The sequence below is a fragment of the Rhizobium sp. 01L419 genome, assembly GCF_056400025.1.
Map to the genome: position 1 here is coordinate 181,807 of NZ_JBFTSM010000009.1, position 16,405 is coordinate 198,211.

17 protein-coding genes are annotated in these 16,405 nt (G+C 59.4%); 8 read left to right on the forward strand and 9 right to left on the reverse strand.

Annotated features, from left to right (window positions below; genetic code table 11):
• From AC1DUP_RS19200 to AC1DUP_RS19210, 3 genes are read left to right on the forward strand one after another with little or no spacing between them, the layout of a single operon-like run.
• A complete protein-coding gene (locus AC1DUP_RS19200) occupies window positions 1-1,608 on the forward strand; it encodes a heme biosynthesis HemY N-terminal domain-containing protein (RefSeq protein ID WP_477833809.1) in 1,608 nt (535 codons plus the stop codon).
• 17 nt (window positions 1,609-1,625) lie between these two features.
• Window positions 1,626-2,111, forward strand: coding sequence for a tellurite resistance TerB family protein (locus AC1DUP_RS19205; protein ID WP_113299644.1), 486 nt, complete (start codon window positions 1,626-1,628; stop codon window positions 2,109-2,111).
• Entirely contained in the window at window positions 2,098-2,853 is a 756-nt protein-coding gene (locus AC1DUP_RS19210; RefSeq protein WP_477833811.1) for a glutamine amidotransferase, read from the forward strand. The genes AC1DUP_RS19205 and AC1DUP_RS19210 overlap by 14 nt, the downstream gene beginning before the upstream one ends.
• On the opposite strand, the gene AC1DUP_RS19215 is transcribed toward AC1DUP_RS19210, so the two are convergent.
• Window positions 2,834-4,078: an MFS transporter gene (locus AC1DUP_RS19215; protein WP_477833813.1), complete on the reverse strand. Its 1,245-nt coding sequence runs from the start codon at window positions 4,076-4,078 to the stop codon at window positions 2,834-2,836. The two genes, AC1DUP_RS19210 and AC1DUP_RS19215, sit on opposite strands and share 20 nt — an antisense overlap.
• Window positions 4,079-4,187: 109 nt before the next feature.
• Here AC1DUP_RS19215 and AC1DUP_RS19220 point away from each other — a divergent pair, with 109 nt between their 5' ends.
• Window positions 4,188-4,508, forward strand: a complete 321-nt coding sequence (locus AC1DUP_RS19220) for a YggT family protein (RefSeq protein WP_113299641.1) — start codon at window positions 4,188-4,190, stop codon at window positions 4,506-4,508.
• On the forward strand, window positions 4,505-4,816 hold the full coding sequence (locus AC1DUP_RS19225) for a DUF167 domain-containing protein (protein ID WP_477833815.1): 312 nt from the start codon (window positions 4,505-4,507) through the stop codon (window positions 4,814-4,816). Before AC1DUP_RS19220 ends, AC1DUP_RS19225 begins: the two co-directional genes overlap by 4 nt.
• A 3-nt stretch (window positions 4,817-4,819) precedes the next feature.
• Here AC1DUP_RS19225 and ppa read toward each other — a convergent pair whose 3' ends face one another.
• The 4 genes from ppa to AC1DUP_RS19245 form a co-directional block, all read right to left on the reverse strand.
• Window positions 4,820-5,356 carry an inorganic diphosphatase gene (gene ppa / locus AC1DUP_RS19230; protein ID WP_113299639.1) on the reverse strand — a complete coding sequence of 179 codons (537 nt, stop codon included), beginning with the start codon at window positions 5,354-5,356 and terminating at the stop codon, window positions 4,820-4,822.
• Between the two features lie 149 nt (window positions 5,357-5,505).
• Window positions 5,506-6,012 (reverse strand): GNAT family N-acetyltransferase, encoded by a 507-nt coding sequence (locus AC1DUP_RS19235; protein WP_113299638.1) that lies wholly within the window; start codon window positions 6,010-6,012, stop codon window positions 5,506-5,508.
• Between the two features lie 197 nt (window positions 6,013-6,209).
• Complete coding sequence (gene typA / locus AC1DUP_RS19240; RefSeq protein ID WP_113299637.1) at window positions 6,210-8,030, reverse strand: translational GTPase TypA; 1,821 nt, start codon at window positions 8,028-8,030, stop codon at window positions 6,210-6,212.
• A 159-nt stretch (window positions 8,031-8,189) separates the two neighbouring features.
• Entirely contained in the window at window positions 8,190-10,277 is a 2,088-nt protein-coding gene (locus AC1DUP_RS19245) for a M3 family metallopeptidase (RefSeq protein ID WP_477833819.1), read from the reverse strand.
• A gap of 205 nt (window positions 10,278-10,482) precedes the next feature.
• On the opposite strand from AC1DUP_RS19245, the gene AC1DUP_RS19250 reads away from it, so the two are divergent.
• The gene (locus tag AC1DUP_RS19250) at window positions 10,483-10,929 is read left to right on the forward strand and encodes a hypothetical protein (RefSeq protein ID WP_007814507.1); all 447 of its coding nucleotides are present in this window, start codon (window positions 10,483-10,485) and stop codon (window positions 10,927-10,929) included.
• On the opposite strand, the gene AC1DUP_RS19255 is transcribed toward AC1DUP_RS19250, so the two are convergent.
• Entirely contained in the window at window positions 10,930-11,571 is a 642-nt protein-coding gene (locus tag AC1DUP_RS19255; protein ID WP_113507218.1) for a LysE family translocator, read from the reverse strand.
• A 136-nt stretch (window positions 11,572-11,707) separates the two neighbouring features.
• Window positions 11,708-12,931 (reverse strand): argininosuccinate synthase, encoded by a 1,224-nt coding sequence (locus tag AC1DUP_RS19260; protein WP_113308730.1) that lies wholly within the window; start codon window positions 12,929-12,931, stop codon window positions 11,708-11,710.
• A 188-nt stretch (window positions 12,932-13,119) separates the two neighbouring features.
• Between AC1DUP_RS19260 and AC1DUP_RS19265 the strand changes: the two genes are divergently transcribed.
• Window positions 13,120-13,971 (forward strand): SDR family NAD(P)-dependent oxidoreductase, encoded by an 852-nt coding sequence (locus AC1DUP_RS19265; protein ID WP_113308713.1) that lies wholly within the window; start codon window positions 13,120-13,122, stop codon window positions 13,969-13,971.
• 85 nt (window positions 13,972-14,056) lie between these two features.
• Window positions 14,057-14,698 (forward strand): LysE family translocator, encoded by a 642-nt coding sequence (locus AC1DUP_RS19270; protein ID WP_113308712.1) that lies wholly within the window; start codon window positions 14,057-14,059, stop codon window positions 14,696-14,698.
• A 22-nt stretch (window positions 14,699-14,720) separates the two neighbouring features.
• Here AC1DUP_RS19270 and AC1DUP_RS19275 read toward each other — a convergent pair whose 3' ends face one another.
• On the reverse strand, window positions 14,721-15,515 hold the full coding sequence (locus AC1DUP_RS19275; RefSeq protein ID WP_113299632.1) for an ABC transporter ATP-binding protein: 795 nt from the start codon (window positions 15,513-15,515) through the stop codon (window positions 14,721-14,723).
• Window positions 15,512-16,390, reverse strand: a complete 879-nt coding sequence (locus AC1DUP_RS19280) for an ABC transporter permease (protein WP_113308711.1) — start codon at window positions 16,388-16,390, stop codon at window positions 15,512-15,514. The genes AC1DUP_RS19275 and AC1DUP_RS19280 overlap by 4 nt, the downstream gene beginning before the upstream one ends.
• Window positions 16,391-16,405: the final 15 nt, after the last annotated feature.

The window sequence follows — 16,405 nt, forward strand, 5'->3', positions numbered from 1 at the left end:
ATGGTCCGCCTGGTTATCTTCGCGCTCCTCGTCCTCGCTCTCGCTTATGGTTTTTCCTGGCTTGCCGATCGCCCCGGCGATCTGTCGTTGATCTGGGAAGGCCAGATCTACCAGACCAGGCTCATCGTCGCGGCAAGCGCCATCATCGCGCTGATCGCAGTCGTCATGGCGGCCTGGTGGTTCGTCCGCCTCATCTGGACCTCGCCGCATTCGGTGACGCGCTATTTCCGCGCCCGCAAGCGAGATCGCGGCTATCAAGCCCTGTCGACCGGCCTTATTGCCGCCGGTGCGGGCAATTCCTTGCTTGCGCGCAAGATGGCCGCCCGTTCGCGCGGCCTCATTCGCGCTGACCAGGAACCGCTGATCAATCTTCTGGAAGCGCAGGCCGCCCTCATCGAAGGCCGCTATGATGAAGCACGCTCAAAGTTCGAGGCCATGGCTAACGATCCCGAGACGCGCGAGCTCGGCTTGCGCGGTCTTTATCTCGAAGCCAAGCGTCTCGGCGCCAACGAAGCCGCCCGCCAATATGCGGAAAAGGCCGCCGACAACGCGCCCTACCTCCCCTGGGCCGCACAGGCGACGCTGGAATATCGCAGCCAGTCCGGCCGCTGGAACGACGCTATCCGTCTGCTGGAGCAGCAGAAGGCAGCCAAGGTTGTCGAAAAGGCCGAAGCCAGTCGCCTTCATGCAGTCCTGCTGACCGCCCGTGCCGACGACAAACTTGAAAGCGATCCAGCCGGCGCCCGCGACGATGCCCAGCAGGCGCTGAAGCTGTCGGCCGATTTCGTTCCCGCGGCCCTCATCGCCGCAAAGGCGCTTTTCCGCGAAGGCGGCATACGCAGGGCAGCCTCCATCCTCGAACAGGCATGGAAAGCTGGACCGCATCCGGAGATCGGCAGCGTTTATGTGCGCGCCCGCAGCGGCGATTCCACGCTCGACCGCCTGAAGCGCGCCGAGCGGCTGGAAGGCATGCGGCCGAACAATGTCGAATCCCTCCTCGTCGTCGCTCAAGCGGCGCTCGATGCGCAGGAATTCGCCAAGGCCCGCGCCAAGGCGGAAGCTGCAGCCCGCATCGAGCCGCGCGAGGCTGCCTTCCTCCTGCTTGCGGATATCGAGGAAGCGGAAACCGGCGACCAGGGCCGTGTGCGCCATTGGCTCGCACAGGCGCTGAAGGCACCACGCGACCCGGCCTGGGTCGCCGATGGTTTCGTGTCCGACAAATGGCTTCCGGTCTCGCCGGTGACCGGCCGCCTCGATGCCTTCGAATGGAAGGCGCCCTTCGGCCAACTCGAAGGTCCGGTAGAAGAAGGTTCGACCGCCCCGCTTGAGGCGGCGCTGAAGACCCTGCCGCCACTGCGTGAAACCCGCCCGGAAAGCGTGGTCAACGACCACCGCATCATCGAGCTGGAACGCGCCGCAACGATTGCAGAAGCCGCGCGGCCTGCGCCCCTCGCGCCGGCATCGACGAAACCCGCCGAGCCGCCCGCCCGACAGCGGGCTCCTGCCACGCCCGAACCAAAACCTTTCTTTGGCGGCCTGCCGGATGACCCTGGCGTCCGTGACCCCAAGATGGAACCGGACCCCAAGACACGGCTCCGCCTTTTCTGAAATGGAACGAAAACTGCATGTTCGAACGCTTTCAGGCCTTCTTCCAGAATCTGACCGCCGACCGCCCCAAAGCAGGCTTTGCCCCGGATGATCCGCGGATTGCCGTGGCGGCACTCTGCATGCAGGTCATGGAAGCCGACGGTCAAATCAAGGACAGCGAGAAAAAGCGGCTGCGCAAGCTGTTGAAAGAGCAATATGCGCTCGACGGCAAACAGCTCGATGCCTTGATAGCCGCGGGCCTTGAAGCTGAAAGCTCGGCGGTTGATTATTTCCGCTTCACCTCCGATCTTAAGAGACATCTCAATACCGAACAGCGTCTGGAGCTGATCGGTATTCTCTGGGATATCGTCTATGCCGATGGCGAGCGCAGCGAGATGGAAGACCACGTGATCTGGCGGATTGCCGATCTCCTGGGCGTTTCTTCCCGTGAGCGTATTCAGAAGCGGCAGGAGGCGGCCGCAAGGGTTACGGACGCACAGGTGGTGCAGGATGACACTGACTGACAGAAGTATAAGACGCGACAGGCGCCCTATTCTCATCATTCTCCATCAGGAGCGCTCCAGCCCCGGTCGTGTCGGCCAGCTTCTCGTCCAGAAAGGCTATGATCTCGATATCCGTCGCCCCGCCCTTGGCGACCCCTTGCCCTGCACGCTTGAGAACCATGCCGGCGCAGTGATTTTCGGCGGCCCGATGAGCGCCAATGACCCGGACGAATTCGTCAAGGCGGAGATCGACTGGCTGGAAGTGCCGCTTAAGGAAAATCGCCCCTATCTCGGTATTTGCCTCGGTGCGCAGATGCTGGCCCGCAATCTCGGCAGCAAGGTTGCCGCCAACAATGACGGATCCACGGAGATCGGCTGGTATCCGCTACATCCGACCGAAAAGGGCAGGCTCTTAATGCGTTGGCCGAAGATGGTCTATCACTTCCACCGGGAAGGATTTGAATTGCCCTATGGTGCGGAGTTGCTGGCAACCGGCGACGCCTATCCCAATCAGGCCTTCCGCTATAACGGCAATGCCTGGGGCCTGCAGTTCCATGCAGAGCTGACGCGGGTGATGATGCACCGCTGGGTCGTTCATGGCGCCCAGCGCTTCATCCTGCCGAATGCGCAGCAGGGACGCGAGCATCTGGAAGGCCGCATGCTTTTCGATGCACCTCTGAGAGCCTGGCTCGATGGCTTTCTGGACATCGTCTTCGAAGGCAAGTCGATAGCGACTGAAGCCGCTACGCCGCTTTCCGCGTAGGCGCGTCCAGCGTATCGATCTTCCTGAGCTTCGGAAAACTGGTTGCCCAGATCGCGGCAACGGCGAGCGTGCCGACACCGCCGATGATGACGGCCGGGACGGCGCCGAAGACCGAAGCCATGGTGCCTGCCCTGAATTCTCCAAGCTCGTTGGAAGCACCGACGAAGACTGTATTGACGGCGTTCACGCGGCCGCGCAAATGGTCCGGCGTCCAGAGCGCGATCAGGCTTTCGCGGACATAGACGGAAATCATGTCTGCTGCCCCCATGATGGCGAGCGCAGCAATCGAGACCTCGGTATTCGTCGACAGGCCGAACACGATCGTGCCGAGGCCGAAGAGTGCCACGCCGATGAACATGTAGATCCCTGCCTTATGCTTCAGCGGATAGGCGGCGAGAAAGATCGCCATGATGATGGCGCCCACGCCCGGCGCCGAGCGAAGCAGACCGAGGCCCCAAGGCCCGAGTGTTAGAATGTCACGCGCAAAGATCGGCATCAGCGCGGTGGCGCCGCCGAGCAGGACGGCGAAGAGATCAAGCGAAATCGCCCCGAGCACCACCTTCTCTTCCCGGATATAGCGAAAACCGCCAAGGATCATGTCCCAGTTCCTGGCCTCTCCGATCGTCTTCTGCGGCGGTTTGGGGATCGTGTAGAGGAGGATCGCACCGAGTACCGAGAAGATGACGGCGGTGGTATAGGCCGTCGACGCGCTGATGCCATAAAGCAGGCCGCCGATGACAGGACCGGTAATTGCCGCAAGCTGCCATGAAGATGAATTCCAGGCGATCGCGTTGGAGAGATCCTTCTCCGGCACCAGGTTCGGCGCAAGCGATTGTACGGCCGGCGTCATGAAGGCGCGCTCGATGCCGAAGATCAGCAGCACGGCAAAGACCGGGATCGGCGAAAAGGTGCCGGTAAGCGTCATCGCCAGAAGCGCCAGCGTGCAGAGCGCGCCGACAAACGAGCAGATCGAGGCGATGGCGCGGCGATTGTGCCGGTCGGCCACGGAGCCGGTCACAAGGATCAGCACGAGGGACGGCAGGAACTGCACAAGCCCGATGAGGCCGAGATAAATTGCGCTCCCTGTCTGGTCATACATCTGCCAGCCGACTGCGACGCTGACGATCTGCTGCGAAAAGGAAAGCAGGAAGCGCGCAAAGAAGAAGCGGGTGTAAGACGGGTGCCGGAACGCGGCAAAACGATCTCCGGTAGGCGAAAGCGACATGAAGCTTTTCCGAGGGAACGGGCGCCAAAAGCCATGTAAGAGCGGCCGTTAAACATGATTCACCGTGCTCTCCCACACGGTACTTGCCCGTTTAGTCGCCAATGTCTACATGTCTGTCAACAACGAATTGGAGACGACGATGATTGCGCTATTTCAAACCATTGATTTGGCTTTGCAAATTTATACTTGGATCCTGATTGCAAGCGCTATCTTTTCCTGGCTCTTTGCATTCAACGTCATCAATTCCAGCAATCAGTTCGTCAATCAGGTGGGGATGTTCCTCTACAACGTCACCGAACCTGTGTTGCGCCCGATCCGCCGCCTGCTGCCCAATCTCGGCGGCATCGATATCTCTCCGATTATCCTGCTACTGATCATCTTCTTCCTGCGCTCCTTCCTCTGGACGACGATCTATCCGCTCTTCGTTTGAACCGGCCCTGGAAAAAATTCGACGATCATGTCCGTCTCGCCATCCGGCTGACGCCGAATGGCGGGCGCGATGCCATCGATGGCATTGAGCCCGATGGTGAAGGCGGAATGCTGCTGAAGGCGCGCGTCACCGCCGTCCCGGAAAAGGGAAGGGCGAACAAGGCGCTGATCGCGCTCGTCGCCAAATCGCTCGGTATCGCCAAATCCTCCGTCAGCATCGCTTCCGGCGACACGGCGCGTAAAAAAATCCTCCGGATCGATGGCGACCCGGAGGATTTGATAGAAAAGCTCAAAAGGCTTCTGGCCTGAAGATCAGGCCTTTTCCTTCTTGGCGCGTTCGATCGCCTCAAGGATAAGCTCACCGGCTTCCTTGTAATCACCCCAGCCGTAGATCTTTACCCACTTGCCGGGCTCAAGATCCTTGTAGTGCTCGAAGAAGTGCTCGATCTGCTTCAGCGTGATTTCGGGAAGGTCGGTGTAATCCTTCACCTTGTCATAGCGCTGCGTCAGCTTTGGCGACGGAACGGCGATGATCTTCTCGTCCTTACCGGAATTGTCTTCCATTTTCAGGACGCCGATCGGGCGAACGTTGATGACGCAGCCCGGAACCAGCGGGCGGGTGCTGGCGATCAGCACGTCGATCGGGTCGCCGTCTTCCGAAAGCGTGTGCGGTACGAAGCCGTAGTTACCCGGATAGGTCATCGGCGTGTAGAGGAAGCGGTCGACAACCAGCGTACCGGCTTCCTTGTCCATTTCGTACTTGATCGGATGACCGCCGACGGGAACCTCGACGATAACGTTGACGTCTTCAGGTGGATTCTTACCGATTGAAACGGCATCGATGCGCATAGGAAACTCCCGCGAGATTGAATTGCGTCGAAGCCAGTTAATCGGTTTCATCTCGCAACGCAACATGCCTCGCAAGCAATGCTTAATATGCGAGGACACTCAAAAGTGGAATATTTTCTGTATCAAATGGCGCGGTTGCGAAGCCGTTATCAATTCCAGATGAAGCCGATCTTTTTGATCTGCTTATGGTCGAAATTTTCTATGCCCTCGCAGAAATCGATCCCGCCATGGTCGCGATAAAAGCTGGCGGCCGTCTCGTTTTCTTCCAGGCACCAGACGACCATGCCGTTGCAGCCGAGAGATTTCAGAAGTCGCCGGGCCTCGCCGAAAAGCATCTTGCCGAGGCCGATGCCCTGATATTCCGGACGCAGGTAGAGCTCATAGATTTCGCCCTCCTGCGGCAGCGCACGGGCACGGTTGAGGCCAAGGGTGGCATAGCCCGCCACGGTGCCTGCCACGTCGAGAACCAGTAGCGTTGCCGGGCCACGTGTCGCTTTGCGCCACCAGGTCTCCCCGCGGCGCTCAATCATGTGGCTGAGAGCGCGATGCGGAATGATGCCCGCATAAGTATGCTGCCAGGAAAGCCGATGGGCTTCCGATATGGCTCGGGCATCATGCGGTTCGGCCCGCCGGACATCAATCGACAACGTCTTCATAACGCTTACTCTGGTCCCGCTGGAGGCAATTAACCATCTGCGGCGACCGCAACGTGATCGATTGCCCACAGACTTGATATGTGGACGACAGAGAAAATTTAACGCTTTTTTAACGATTGTCACAAGAAGGAATCGACGCAGCGCACAATAAAAAACCCCGGCGCGAGGGCCGGGGTTTTAAGAGTTCCTCTAGGCTATCAGAGGGCTGCCTTCGACTTTTCGAAACGCTTGCGGTCGTTCGCGTCGAGATACATCTTACGCAGACGAATGTTCTTCGGTGTCACTTCCATCAACTCGTCGTCCTGGATCCAGGAGAGAGCGCGATCAAGCGTCATCCGGATCGGCGGCGTCAGCTTCACAGCTTCGTCCTTGCCGGCAGCGCGGATGTTGGTCAGCTGCTTGCCCTTGAGCACGTTCACTTCAAGATCGTTGTCGCGCGAATGGATGCCGATGATCATACCGGCATAAACCTTTTCACCCGGCTCGATGATCATCGGGCCGCGATCTTCCAGGTTGAACATCGCATAGGCGACGGCTTCGCCGGAAGCGTTGGCGAGCAGCACGCCGTTGACGCGGCCACCGATCACGCCCTTGTAGGGCTGGTAGTCGTGGAACAGACGGTTCATGATCGCCGTGCCGCGCGTATCCGTCAACAATTCCGACTGATAGCCGATCAGGCCACGGGTCGGTGCATAGAAACGCAGGCGAAGGCGGTTGCCGCCTGACGGACGCAGCTCGACCATTTCGGCCTTGCGCTCCGACATCTTCTGCACGACGACGCCGGAATGTTCTTCGTCGACGTCGACGACAACTTCTTCGATCGGCTCCAGAAGCTGGCCGCTTTCGTCCTTATGCATCACGACGCGCGGACGCGATACGGCAAGCTCGAAGCCTTCGCGACGCATGGTTTCGATGAGAACGGCAAGCTGAAGTTCGCCGCGACCGGATACGTAGAACGAATCCTTGCCTTCGGCTTCTTCGATCTTCAGGGCGACGTTGCCTTCTGCTTCCTTGAAGAGACGATCGCGGATGACGCGGCTCGTCACCTTGTCGCCTTCGGTGCCCGCCAGCGGGCTGTCGTTGACGATAAAGGACATGGTGACGGTCGGCGGATCGATAGGCTGCGCTTTCATGGCTTCCGAAACGGCCGGATCGCAGAAAGTATCAGCGACAGTGCCCTTGGAGAGGCCAGCGATCGCGACGATGTCGCCCGCATGTGCTTCGTCGATCGCCGTCCGCTCGATACCGCGGAAAGCCAGGATCTTGGAAATTCGGCCGGTTTCGATCAGCTTGCCATCCTGGCCGAGAACCTTGACGGCCTGGTTCGGCTTGATCGAGCCCGATGCGATGCGGCCGGTGATGATACGGCCGAGGAAGGGGTTGGCTTCGAGGATCGTGCCGATCATGCGGAACGGGCCTTCTTCGACAGTCGGCTCCGGCACATGCTTGAGCACCAGGTCGAGAAGCGGAGCAAGACCCTGATCCTTCGGTCCCTCAGGATTGACGTTCATCCAGCCGTCGCGGCCGGAACCATAGAGGATCGGGAAGTCAAGCTGCTCGTCGGTCGCGTCGAGATTTGCGAAGAGGTCGAAGACTTCGTTGATGACTTCTTCGTGGCGGCCGTCGGGACGGTCGATCTTGTTGATCGCGACGATCGGGCGAAGGCCGACCTTCAGCGCCTTGGAGACGACGAACTTCGTCTGCGGCATCGGACCTTCGGAAGAGTCGACCAGAACGATCGCACCATCCACCATCGACAGGATGCGCTCGACCTCACCGCCGAAGTCGGCGTGGCCGGGGGTGTCGACGATGTTGATACGGACACCCTTCCATTCCACCGAGGTCGCCTTGGCGAGAATGGTGATGCCGCGTTCTTTTTCAAGGTCGTTCGAGTCCATCACGCGTTCTGCGACGCGCTGGTTCTCGCGGAACGAGCCGGACTGTTTCAGAAGCTCGTCGACGAGGGTGGTTTTGCCATGGTCAACGTGCGCGATGATCGCGATGTTGCGAAGTGCCATTTGTCATAATCTCTGAGGCTGGGGCGCTACGCTTAGTGGACGCGCCATTTACGTTTGGCGCGCTCATACCGTTTTTTTCGCGATTGCGAAAGGGGGTGGCACGCGAAAGCTGCGGCATGGCTTTTACCATGCCGCTTTAATCTATGTCATCAAATTGTCTTAAGCGTCGCTGCCTGTCAATTCCTCGAAGGTCGCAAGTCCCTTCTTGACCAGCATTGCATCCGGGCTTGGCAGCTTGCCGCGGAACGCCTTGTAGGCATCTTCCGGATCGACCGAGCCGCCAACCGAATAGATATTCTCCTTGAGCTTGCGCGCCATCTCGCCATTGAAGGCGTCGCCCGTTTCCTCAAAGGCGGCGAAGGCATCGGCATCGAGCACTTCCGACCACATGTAGGAATAGTAGCCGGCCGAATAACCACCGGAGAAGATATGCTGGAAATGCGGCGTGGCGTGGCGCATGACGATCGATTTCGGCATGCCGATCTCCGCAAGCACTTCCGCCTGCACGGCCATCGGATCCTTTACCTTGTCGCGCGTGTGGAAGGCCATATCGACCAGCGCCGAGGAGGTGAATTCCACCGTGTTGAAGCCGGAATTGAAGGTGCGGGCTGCCAGCACCTTGTCGAGCAATGCCTGCGGCATCGGCTCACCGGTCTCGAAATGCACGGCATATTCCTTGAGGATGGCCGGGACCGTCAGCCAGTGTTCGTAGAGCTGCGAGGGCAATTCCACAAAATCACGCGAGACGCCGGTGCCGGCGACCGAGGGATAGGTGACGTTGGAGAGCATGCCATGCAGGGCATGACCAAACTCATGAAACAGCGTGCGCGCATCATCGAGCGAAAGCAGCGCCGGCTTGCCTTCTGCGGGCTTTGCGAAGTTGCAGACATTGTAGATGATCGGCAGCTCGCCGTGATGGCCGTCCTTCAGCGTCAGCTTATGCTGCGACTGGAAGGAGCTCATCCAGGCGCCCGAGCGCTTCGAGCTCCGGGCGAAATAATCACCGAGGAAGAGTGCGACCAGCTTATCGTCGCGATCGCGGATCTCGAAGACGCGTACATCGGGATGATAGGCTGCGATCCCCTTCTTCTCCACCGCGCGAATGCCGAACAGCCGGCCGGCCACGTCGAAGCATGCGTCGATGATCTTTTCCAGCTGCAGATAGGGCTTCAGCTCGGTCTCGGAAAAATTGAACCGCTGCGCACGGATCTTCTCCGCGTAGTGCCTCCAGTCCCACGGCATGACGTCGTGGTTTTTGCCCTCTGCAGCGATCAGGCCGGCGATATCGTCTTCTTCCTCATGCGCGCGTTTTACCGCCTTGGCCCAGACGGCCCGCAGCAGATCGTTCACCGCATCAGACGTCTTCGCCATCGTGTTGTCGAGCTTCAGTTCGGCGAAATTGCCGTATCCGAGAAGCTTCGCCACCTCATCGCGCAGGGCAAGCGTCTCGCGAATGATCCCGCGGTTATCGGTCGCCCCGGCATTTTGGCCACGCGCCACCCAGGCCCTGAAGGCCTGCTCGCGGAGATCCCGCCGTTCCGAGAAAGTGAGGAAGGGCTCGATGATCGAGCGCGAGAGGGTCACGGCATATCTGCCCTCCTCGCCGCGTTCGCGGGCAGCCGCTGCCATCGCGTCGCGCAGGAAATCGGGAATGCCGGCAAGCTCCGCCTCGTCCGAAAGGATCAGCGCCCAGCCCTTCTCGTCGGCCAGCACATTCTGCCCAAAGCTGGTGCTGAGGCCGGCGAGCTTTTCGTTGATTGCCGCCAGCTTTTCCTGTTCGGCCTTTGGCAGTTTGGCACCCGATTTGACGAAACCTTTCCAGTGCCGCTCCAACACACGCGTCTGCTCCAGCGTCAGACCGAGGCTTTCATGCTTTTCCCAGAGCCTATCGATGCGCTTGAAGAGATTCGCATTCATGCCGATCTTCGAATAATGCCGGGACATCTTCGGCGATATTTCCCGCTCCAGCGCCTGAATGACATCATTGGTATGAGCACCTGCCCGGTTCCAGAAAAGCGCGGAAACCCGCGACAACGCATCCCCGGCGAGTTCGAGCGCGACGACCGTATTTTCGAAAGTCGGCTCTTCCTTGTTGCCCGCGATCTCATCGATCTCTCTTTCGTGCGAGGCAAGTGCCGACTCGAAGGCGTCAGCGAAATCGCCATCGGCGACCGCATCAAACCGCGGCAGGCCATGAAGGCCATTCCAGTTGACAAGCGCCTGATTGAATTGACTGGGAGAAGACATATGAAAGTCCTTTATGCCGGCAAGTGGATCGGTAATATAGGAAGGTCATCACAGAATTGATATGTGGTTGACCTGGACTTTTGCTCGCCCGACTAAATCTTGGGGGCAAGAATTGATACATAAAAATTAACCAATCGTTAACGATTGACGCGAATCACGCCGAGACGCTAGTTTCACTTTAATCTTCATGTAAGAGGACATGCGTATGGAAATCTTTTCCGTGCGGTCTTCTCAGAGTTTGCTATTCAAAAATAATCCCAATAATAACGCAAAAAGTTCGAAGACCGCTGATATTACAATTGAGCCGAAGCCGACTGTCGCCCAAGGTTCATTCCAAATCGAAGACTCTGACAACAGGCAGGCGCTCGATTTTACAGCCGTCAGCCCGGGTGAATTGCGCAGCTATGCGCGCCAGGGCTACGACAACGGCCTGATCGATCAGAATACGTTTGCCGCAATATCCGAACCGCTGCCGATGCACGCGATTGATCCGCTCGGCAATGTCATCGACTTGTCCAACGTTACTGACGGCACGAGCTTCAACTTCCTCGACTACTATCGCAACCAGCTTCAGATCGCCATGTCGATCGGCGATCCGAATGAGGTTCAGACGCTGAATTCGGTCGTAGGCTTTCTCGTCAACGAGGCCTGATCAGGCCTTTCGCCAACCGAGCAAGCCGGGTGTGGCGTGCCACAGCGCTTGCACGGCAAAGCCCATGAAAAGTACGCCCGAACAACGGACGATCAGTCGTTCATGCGCTCGGTAGAAACGGCGTACGACGCCGGCGCCGATGATGCCGATCAGGATGATGTCAGCAGTGACGAAACCGACAAAGGAAATGCTGAGCAGCATCGGCAAGGCCTGGAAATCGAGCGCGCTCGCCGAACCGGCCACCAGTGCCGTGAAGGTCGCAAGCGCCACCGGATAGCCTTTCGGATTGGTCACGCCGAAGATCAACCCGCGCCTGAACGGCCGTTCCACCACCATCAGCGCCTGCCCCTCGGCCTTCGGCTTGGCATTGACGGCGCTCCAGCCGATCCAGGCGAGATAGAAACCGCAGGCAAGGCCGAGCAGATCGAATACGAAGGTGCCAATCGTCTTGGCTCCGACGATCGCAACCAGCGCCAGTCCCGACCAGATGATGTCGCCGACGAGATGGCCCATCATGAACAAGGCGCCTGCCTTGCGCCCCTGACCGGCGCCGATCCCGAGAAGCTGAAGAAAGGCCGGGCCGGGAATGAGCACATAAAAAAGCGCTGCCAGGAAGGCGCCGAAAAGCAGGGATAGCGGCATGGAAATGCTCCGGTGATGACAGGCCCAGCTTATGCGATACCCTTATCGCGTCAAGACTTTACAACTGCCAGCAGCACGGCAAAGAAAAACCCGCGCGGCAGAGCCGGCGGGCTTTTTGAGATCGCTTTGATATGGCTTACTTCTTCAGGTTACGCTTGCCGAGCGTGCGAAGACGCAACGCGTTGAGCTTGATGAAGCCRGCCGCATCCTTCTGGTCGTAGGCGCCCTGGTCGTCTTCGAAGGTGACGAGCTTATCGGAATAGAGCGACTTTTCGCTCTCGCGGCCAGTGACCATGACATTGCCCTTGTAGAGCTTCAGCGTCACTTCACCTTCGACATGCTCCTGGCTCTTGTCGATGAGAGCCTGCAGCATCTCTCGCTCCGGCGAGAACCAGAAACCGTAATAGATCAGCTCGGCATAACGCGGCATGATCTCGTCCTTCAGGTGCGCCGCGCCACGGTCGAGCGTGATCGACTCAATGGCGCGATGCGCTGCGAGCAGGATCGTGCCGCCGGGGGTCTCGTAAACGCCGCGCGACTTCATGCCGACGTAGCGATTTTCGACGAGGTCGAGGCGGCCGATACCATTGTCGCGGCCGTAATTGTTGAGCGCCGCAAGCAGCGTCGCAGGAGACATCTCGACGCCGTTGATCGAGACGGCATCACCCTTGCGGAAGCCGACCTTGATGGTGGTCGCCTTGTCGGGCGCAGCTTCCGGCGAGATCGTGCGCATATGCACGTATTCAGGCGCTTCAACCGCCGGATCTTCCAGGACCTTGCCTTCCGACGAGGAGTGCAGAAGGTTGGCGTCAACGGAGAAGGGAGCCTCGCCCTTCTTGTCCTTGGCGACCGGGATCTGATGCTTTTCGGCAAATTCGAGCAGGTCGGTACGGCTCTTGAAGGACCAATCGCGCCACGGGGCGATGATCTTGATATCGGGGTTCAGCGCATAGGCCGAAAGCTCGAAGCGAACCTGGTCATTGCCCTTGCCGGTGGCGCCGTGAGCGATCGCATCGGCACCGGTCTTCTTGGCGATCTCGATCAGGTGCTTGGAGATCAGCGGACGGGCAATAGAGGTGCCGAGCAGATAGACGCCTTCATAGACGGCATTGGCGCGGAACATCGGGAAGACGAAATCGCGCACGAATTCCTCGCGCACATCCTCGATATAGATCTCCTTGATGCCGAGCATCTCGGCCTTCTTGCGCGCCGGTTCCAGCTCTTCGCCCTGGCCGAGATCGGCCGTGAAGGTGACGACTTCGGCGCCGAGCTCGGTCTGCAGCCACTTCAGGATGATCGAGGTATCGAGACCGCCCGAATAGGCGAGCACGACTTTCTTCACGTCTTTGTATGATGCCATGATGATGAGGTCCGTTGCATAGAGGCCGCGGCACACCCGCAAAGCCCGGTATCGCGGCACTTTTAGCGAGATTGGCGCATGACGCAAGTGCAACGAAGAAAGCAACCGGCCCGATAAGGTTTGACAGTGCAGAACGTGAGCCCATATTCGGCATCGTCCGAACAATGCTCCGAGGAGAGGCCCGTCCCGTGACGAATATTCAAGACATTTTCAAGAAATCCAATGTTGCCGTCATCACCGGTGGTGCGTCCGGCATCGGGCTTGCCGCTGCAAAACACTTTGCCAAGATCGGCATGAGCGTCGTGATCGCCGATCTCGGCGGCGATAGACTGGCCGAGGCCCGCGCCGAGCTTGAGCGTATCGTCGGCCAGGAACACGTGATGGCTGTCGAGACCGACGTTTCGCAGAAGGACCAGATCGAGGCTCTCGAACGCGCCGTGATCCAGCGCTTCGGCCGGGTGCATGTGCTGATGAACAATGCCGGCATCGGCCCGGAAACCTCCATTTTCAGCGGCCAGGCCAATTGGGACAACATCCTCGGCGTCAATCTTCTTGGCGTTATCAACGGCGTCAGAACCTTCGGCCCTGGCATGGCCGCCCATGGCGAACCCGGCCTCATCATCAACACCGGCTCCAAGCAGGGCATCACCACGCCGCCCGGCAACCCGGCCTACAACGTCTCCAAAGCCGGCGTGAAGGTCTTTACCGAAGCGCTTGAGCATGAGCTGCGCAACACCGAACGTGCACAGATTTCCGCGCATCTATTGATCCCCGGCTTCGTCTTCACCGGCCTCACAAAGGGCGATCGCCAGGAAAAGCCCGCAGCCGCCTGGACGCCGGAGCAGACAGTCGATTTCATGGTCGAAAGCCTGGAGCGCGGCGATTTCTACATCCTCTGCCCCGACAATGACGTGGCCCGCCCCGTCGACGAACGCCGTATGGCCTGGGCGATCGGCGATATCATCGAGAATCGTCCGCCGCTATCGCGCTGGCACAAGGACTATGCCGACAAGTTCAAGACCTACCTCGAACAGAAGTAATCGGCGCCATAACAAGGTTTGATTGGTAATTTTCTGAAAGCCGGATAAGAGATCGTCGGATCTTTTTCCGGCTTCAGAGTAGAACATGGACTTCCTGCCGAGCTTTCCGACGCTTCTTGCCTTTGCCGCCGCCACCTTGCTGCTGGCGGCAACTCCAGGCCCTGACATGACCTTGTCGATCAGCCGTGCGCTGGCGCAGGGCAAGAAGGCAGCGCTATTCGTCGTTCTCGGCACCAGCCTCGGCATCGTCGTGCACACGATGCTGGTCGCATTCGGTATCTCGGCGCTGATCACCGCTTCGCCGACCGCCTTCCTGATCCTGAAGACCGGCGGTGCCGCTTATCTCTTCTGGCTGGCCGTGCAGGCAATCCGTTATGGCTCGAAGCTGACGGTCGCCAAGGCCGAAGGCCCGAAGGGCACGATGCTGTCCAACATTTCCTCGGGCTTCTGGGTCAACCTTCTGAACCCGAAGGTCATCATCTTCTTCATGACCTTCCTGCCGCAGTTCGTCAGCGCCAACGATCCCGCCGTCACGCACAAGCTGCTCTTCCTCGGCTTCTGCTTCATCGTGATCGGCATGCCGGTCAACGCGGCTGTCGTCATGGCCGCCGACTGGCTGTCGAGCTGGCTGCAGAACAACAGGAAGGTTCTGCGCGGCATGGATTATACCTTCGCCGGCGTCTTCTCGGTCTTCGCCGCCAAGATCCTGCTCACCCAGGCACGCTGAATTATAGCGCGCCATGCCGTGATCAGCCGATCAGCAGGGCATCGTCATCGAGCGTCTGGCCACGCATCTTGCGGAACATGGCGATGAGATCTTCGACCTGCAGGTTCTTTCTGTTGTCGCCGGCAACATCCAGAACGATCTCGCCACCATGCAGCATGATCGTGCGATGGCCGTAATCCAGCGCCTGGCGCATGGAGTGCGTCACCATCATTGTCGTGAGCTTGCGTTCAGAAACGATCTTTTGCGTGAGATTCATGACAAACTCCGCCATGCCAGGGTCGAGCGCTGCAGTATGCTCGTCGAGCAGCAACACTTCGGAGCCGGCGAGCGTCGCCATGACGAGCGAAACCGCCTGCCGCTGGCCACCGGACAAAAGGTCCATACGGTCCTTCAGCCGGTTTTCCAGCCCGAGATTCAGTTCTGCAATCCGCTCGCGAAAATAATCGCGCCTGTTGCCGCCAAGCGCTGAGGCAAGCCCGCGCTTCTCGCCGCGGCGGGCGGCGAGCGCGAGGTTCTCCTCGATCGACAGCGCACCGCAACTCCCGGTCAGCGGATCCTGGAAGACACGGGCGACGAGACCGGCGCGTCCCGCCGTCGATTTGCGCGTCACATCGGTCTTGCCGATCAGCACCGTGCCTTCGCTCGGCAGGACATCGCCCGCGAGCACACCGAGCAGCGTCGATTTGCCGGCGCCGTTGGAGCCGATAACGGTGACGAAGGAACCTTGCTCGATGGTCAGGCTGACGCCATTCAGTGCCTGTTTCTGCAGCGGCGTGCCGCGCCCGAAAACAACCTTGATATCCTTGACGCTGATCATGATGGAGCACCTCCGCGAAGGCGGGGAAGAATGAGCGCGACAGTCACGAGAACCGCCGTCACGAAATTCAGGTCGGAGGCCTGCAGGCCGATGACATCACTCGAAAGCGCGAGCTGGATGGCGATGCGGTAGATGATCGAGCCGAATACGCAACCGATCAACGCAATCAGCAGTCCCCGCCGCCCGAGTAAGGTCTCGCCGATGATAACGGCTGCGAGGCCGACGACGATGGTGCCGACACCGGAGGTGACGTCGGCAAAGCCGTTGGTCTGCGCAAAGAGTGCGCCGCCAAGCGCCACCAGCGCATTGGAAATCGCCATACCCAAATAGATCTGCCGGCTGGTATCGACGCCCTGAGCGCGTGCCATGCGGGCATTGGCGCCGGTCGCGCGCATGGCAAGCCCGGCATCGCTTTCCAGGAAACGCCAGACGACGATGACGGCAAGAACAACCAGAACGCCGACGAAGAGCGGCCGCACATAGAAATCCCTGAGCCCATGGCCGAAGAAAGGGCTGATCATCGTATCGGCATTGATAAGCGCGACATTCGGCTTGCCCATCACCCGCAGATTGACGGAGAAAAGCGCGATCATCGTCAGGATCGAGGCAAGCAGGTTGAGGATCTTGAAGCGCACATTGAGAAGCGCAGTCACCATGCCGGCCGCAGCACCAGCCCCCATCGCAATCAGCGCCGCAAGCCATGCGTTGACGCCGGCGATGATCAGCACTGCAGTCACCGCCGCTCCGAGCGGAAACGAGCCGTCCACCGTCAGATCCGGAAAATCGAGGACGCGGAAGGCAAGATAGACGCCGAGAGCGACGAAGGAATAGACCAGGCCGAGCTCGACGGCCCCCCAGAATGCGATTTGGCTCAAGGCTTTCAGCCCCTT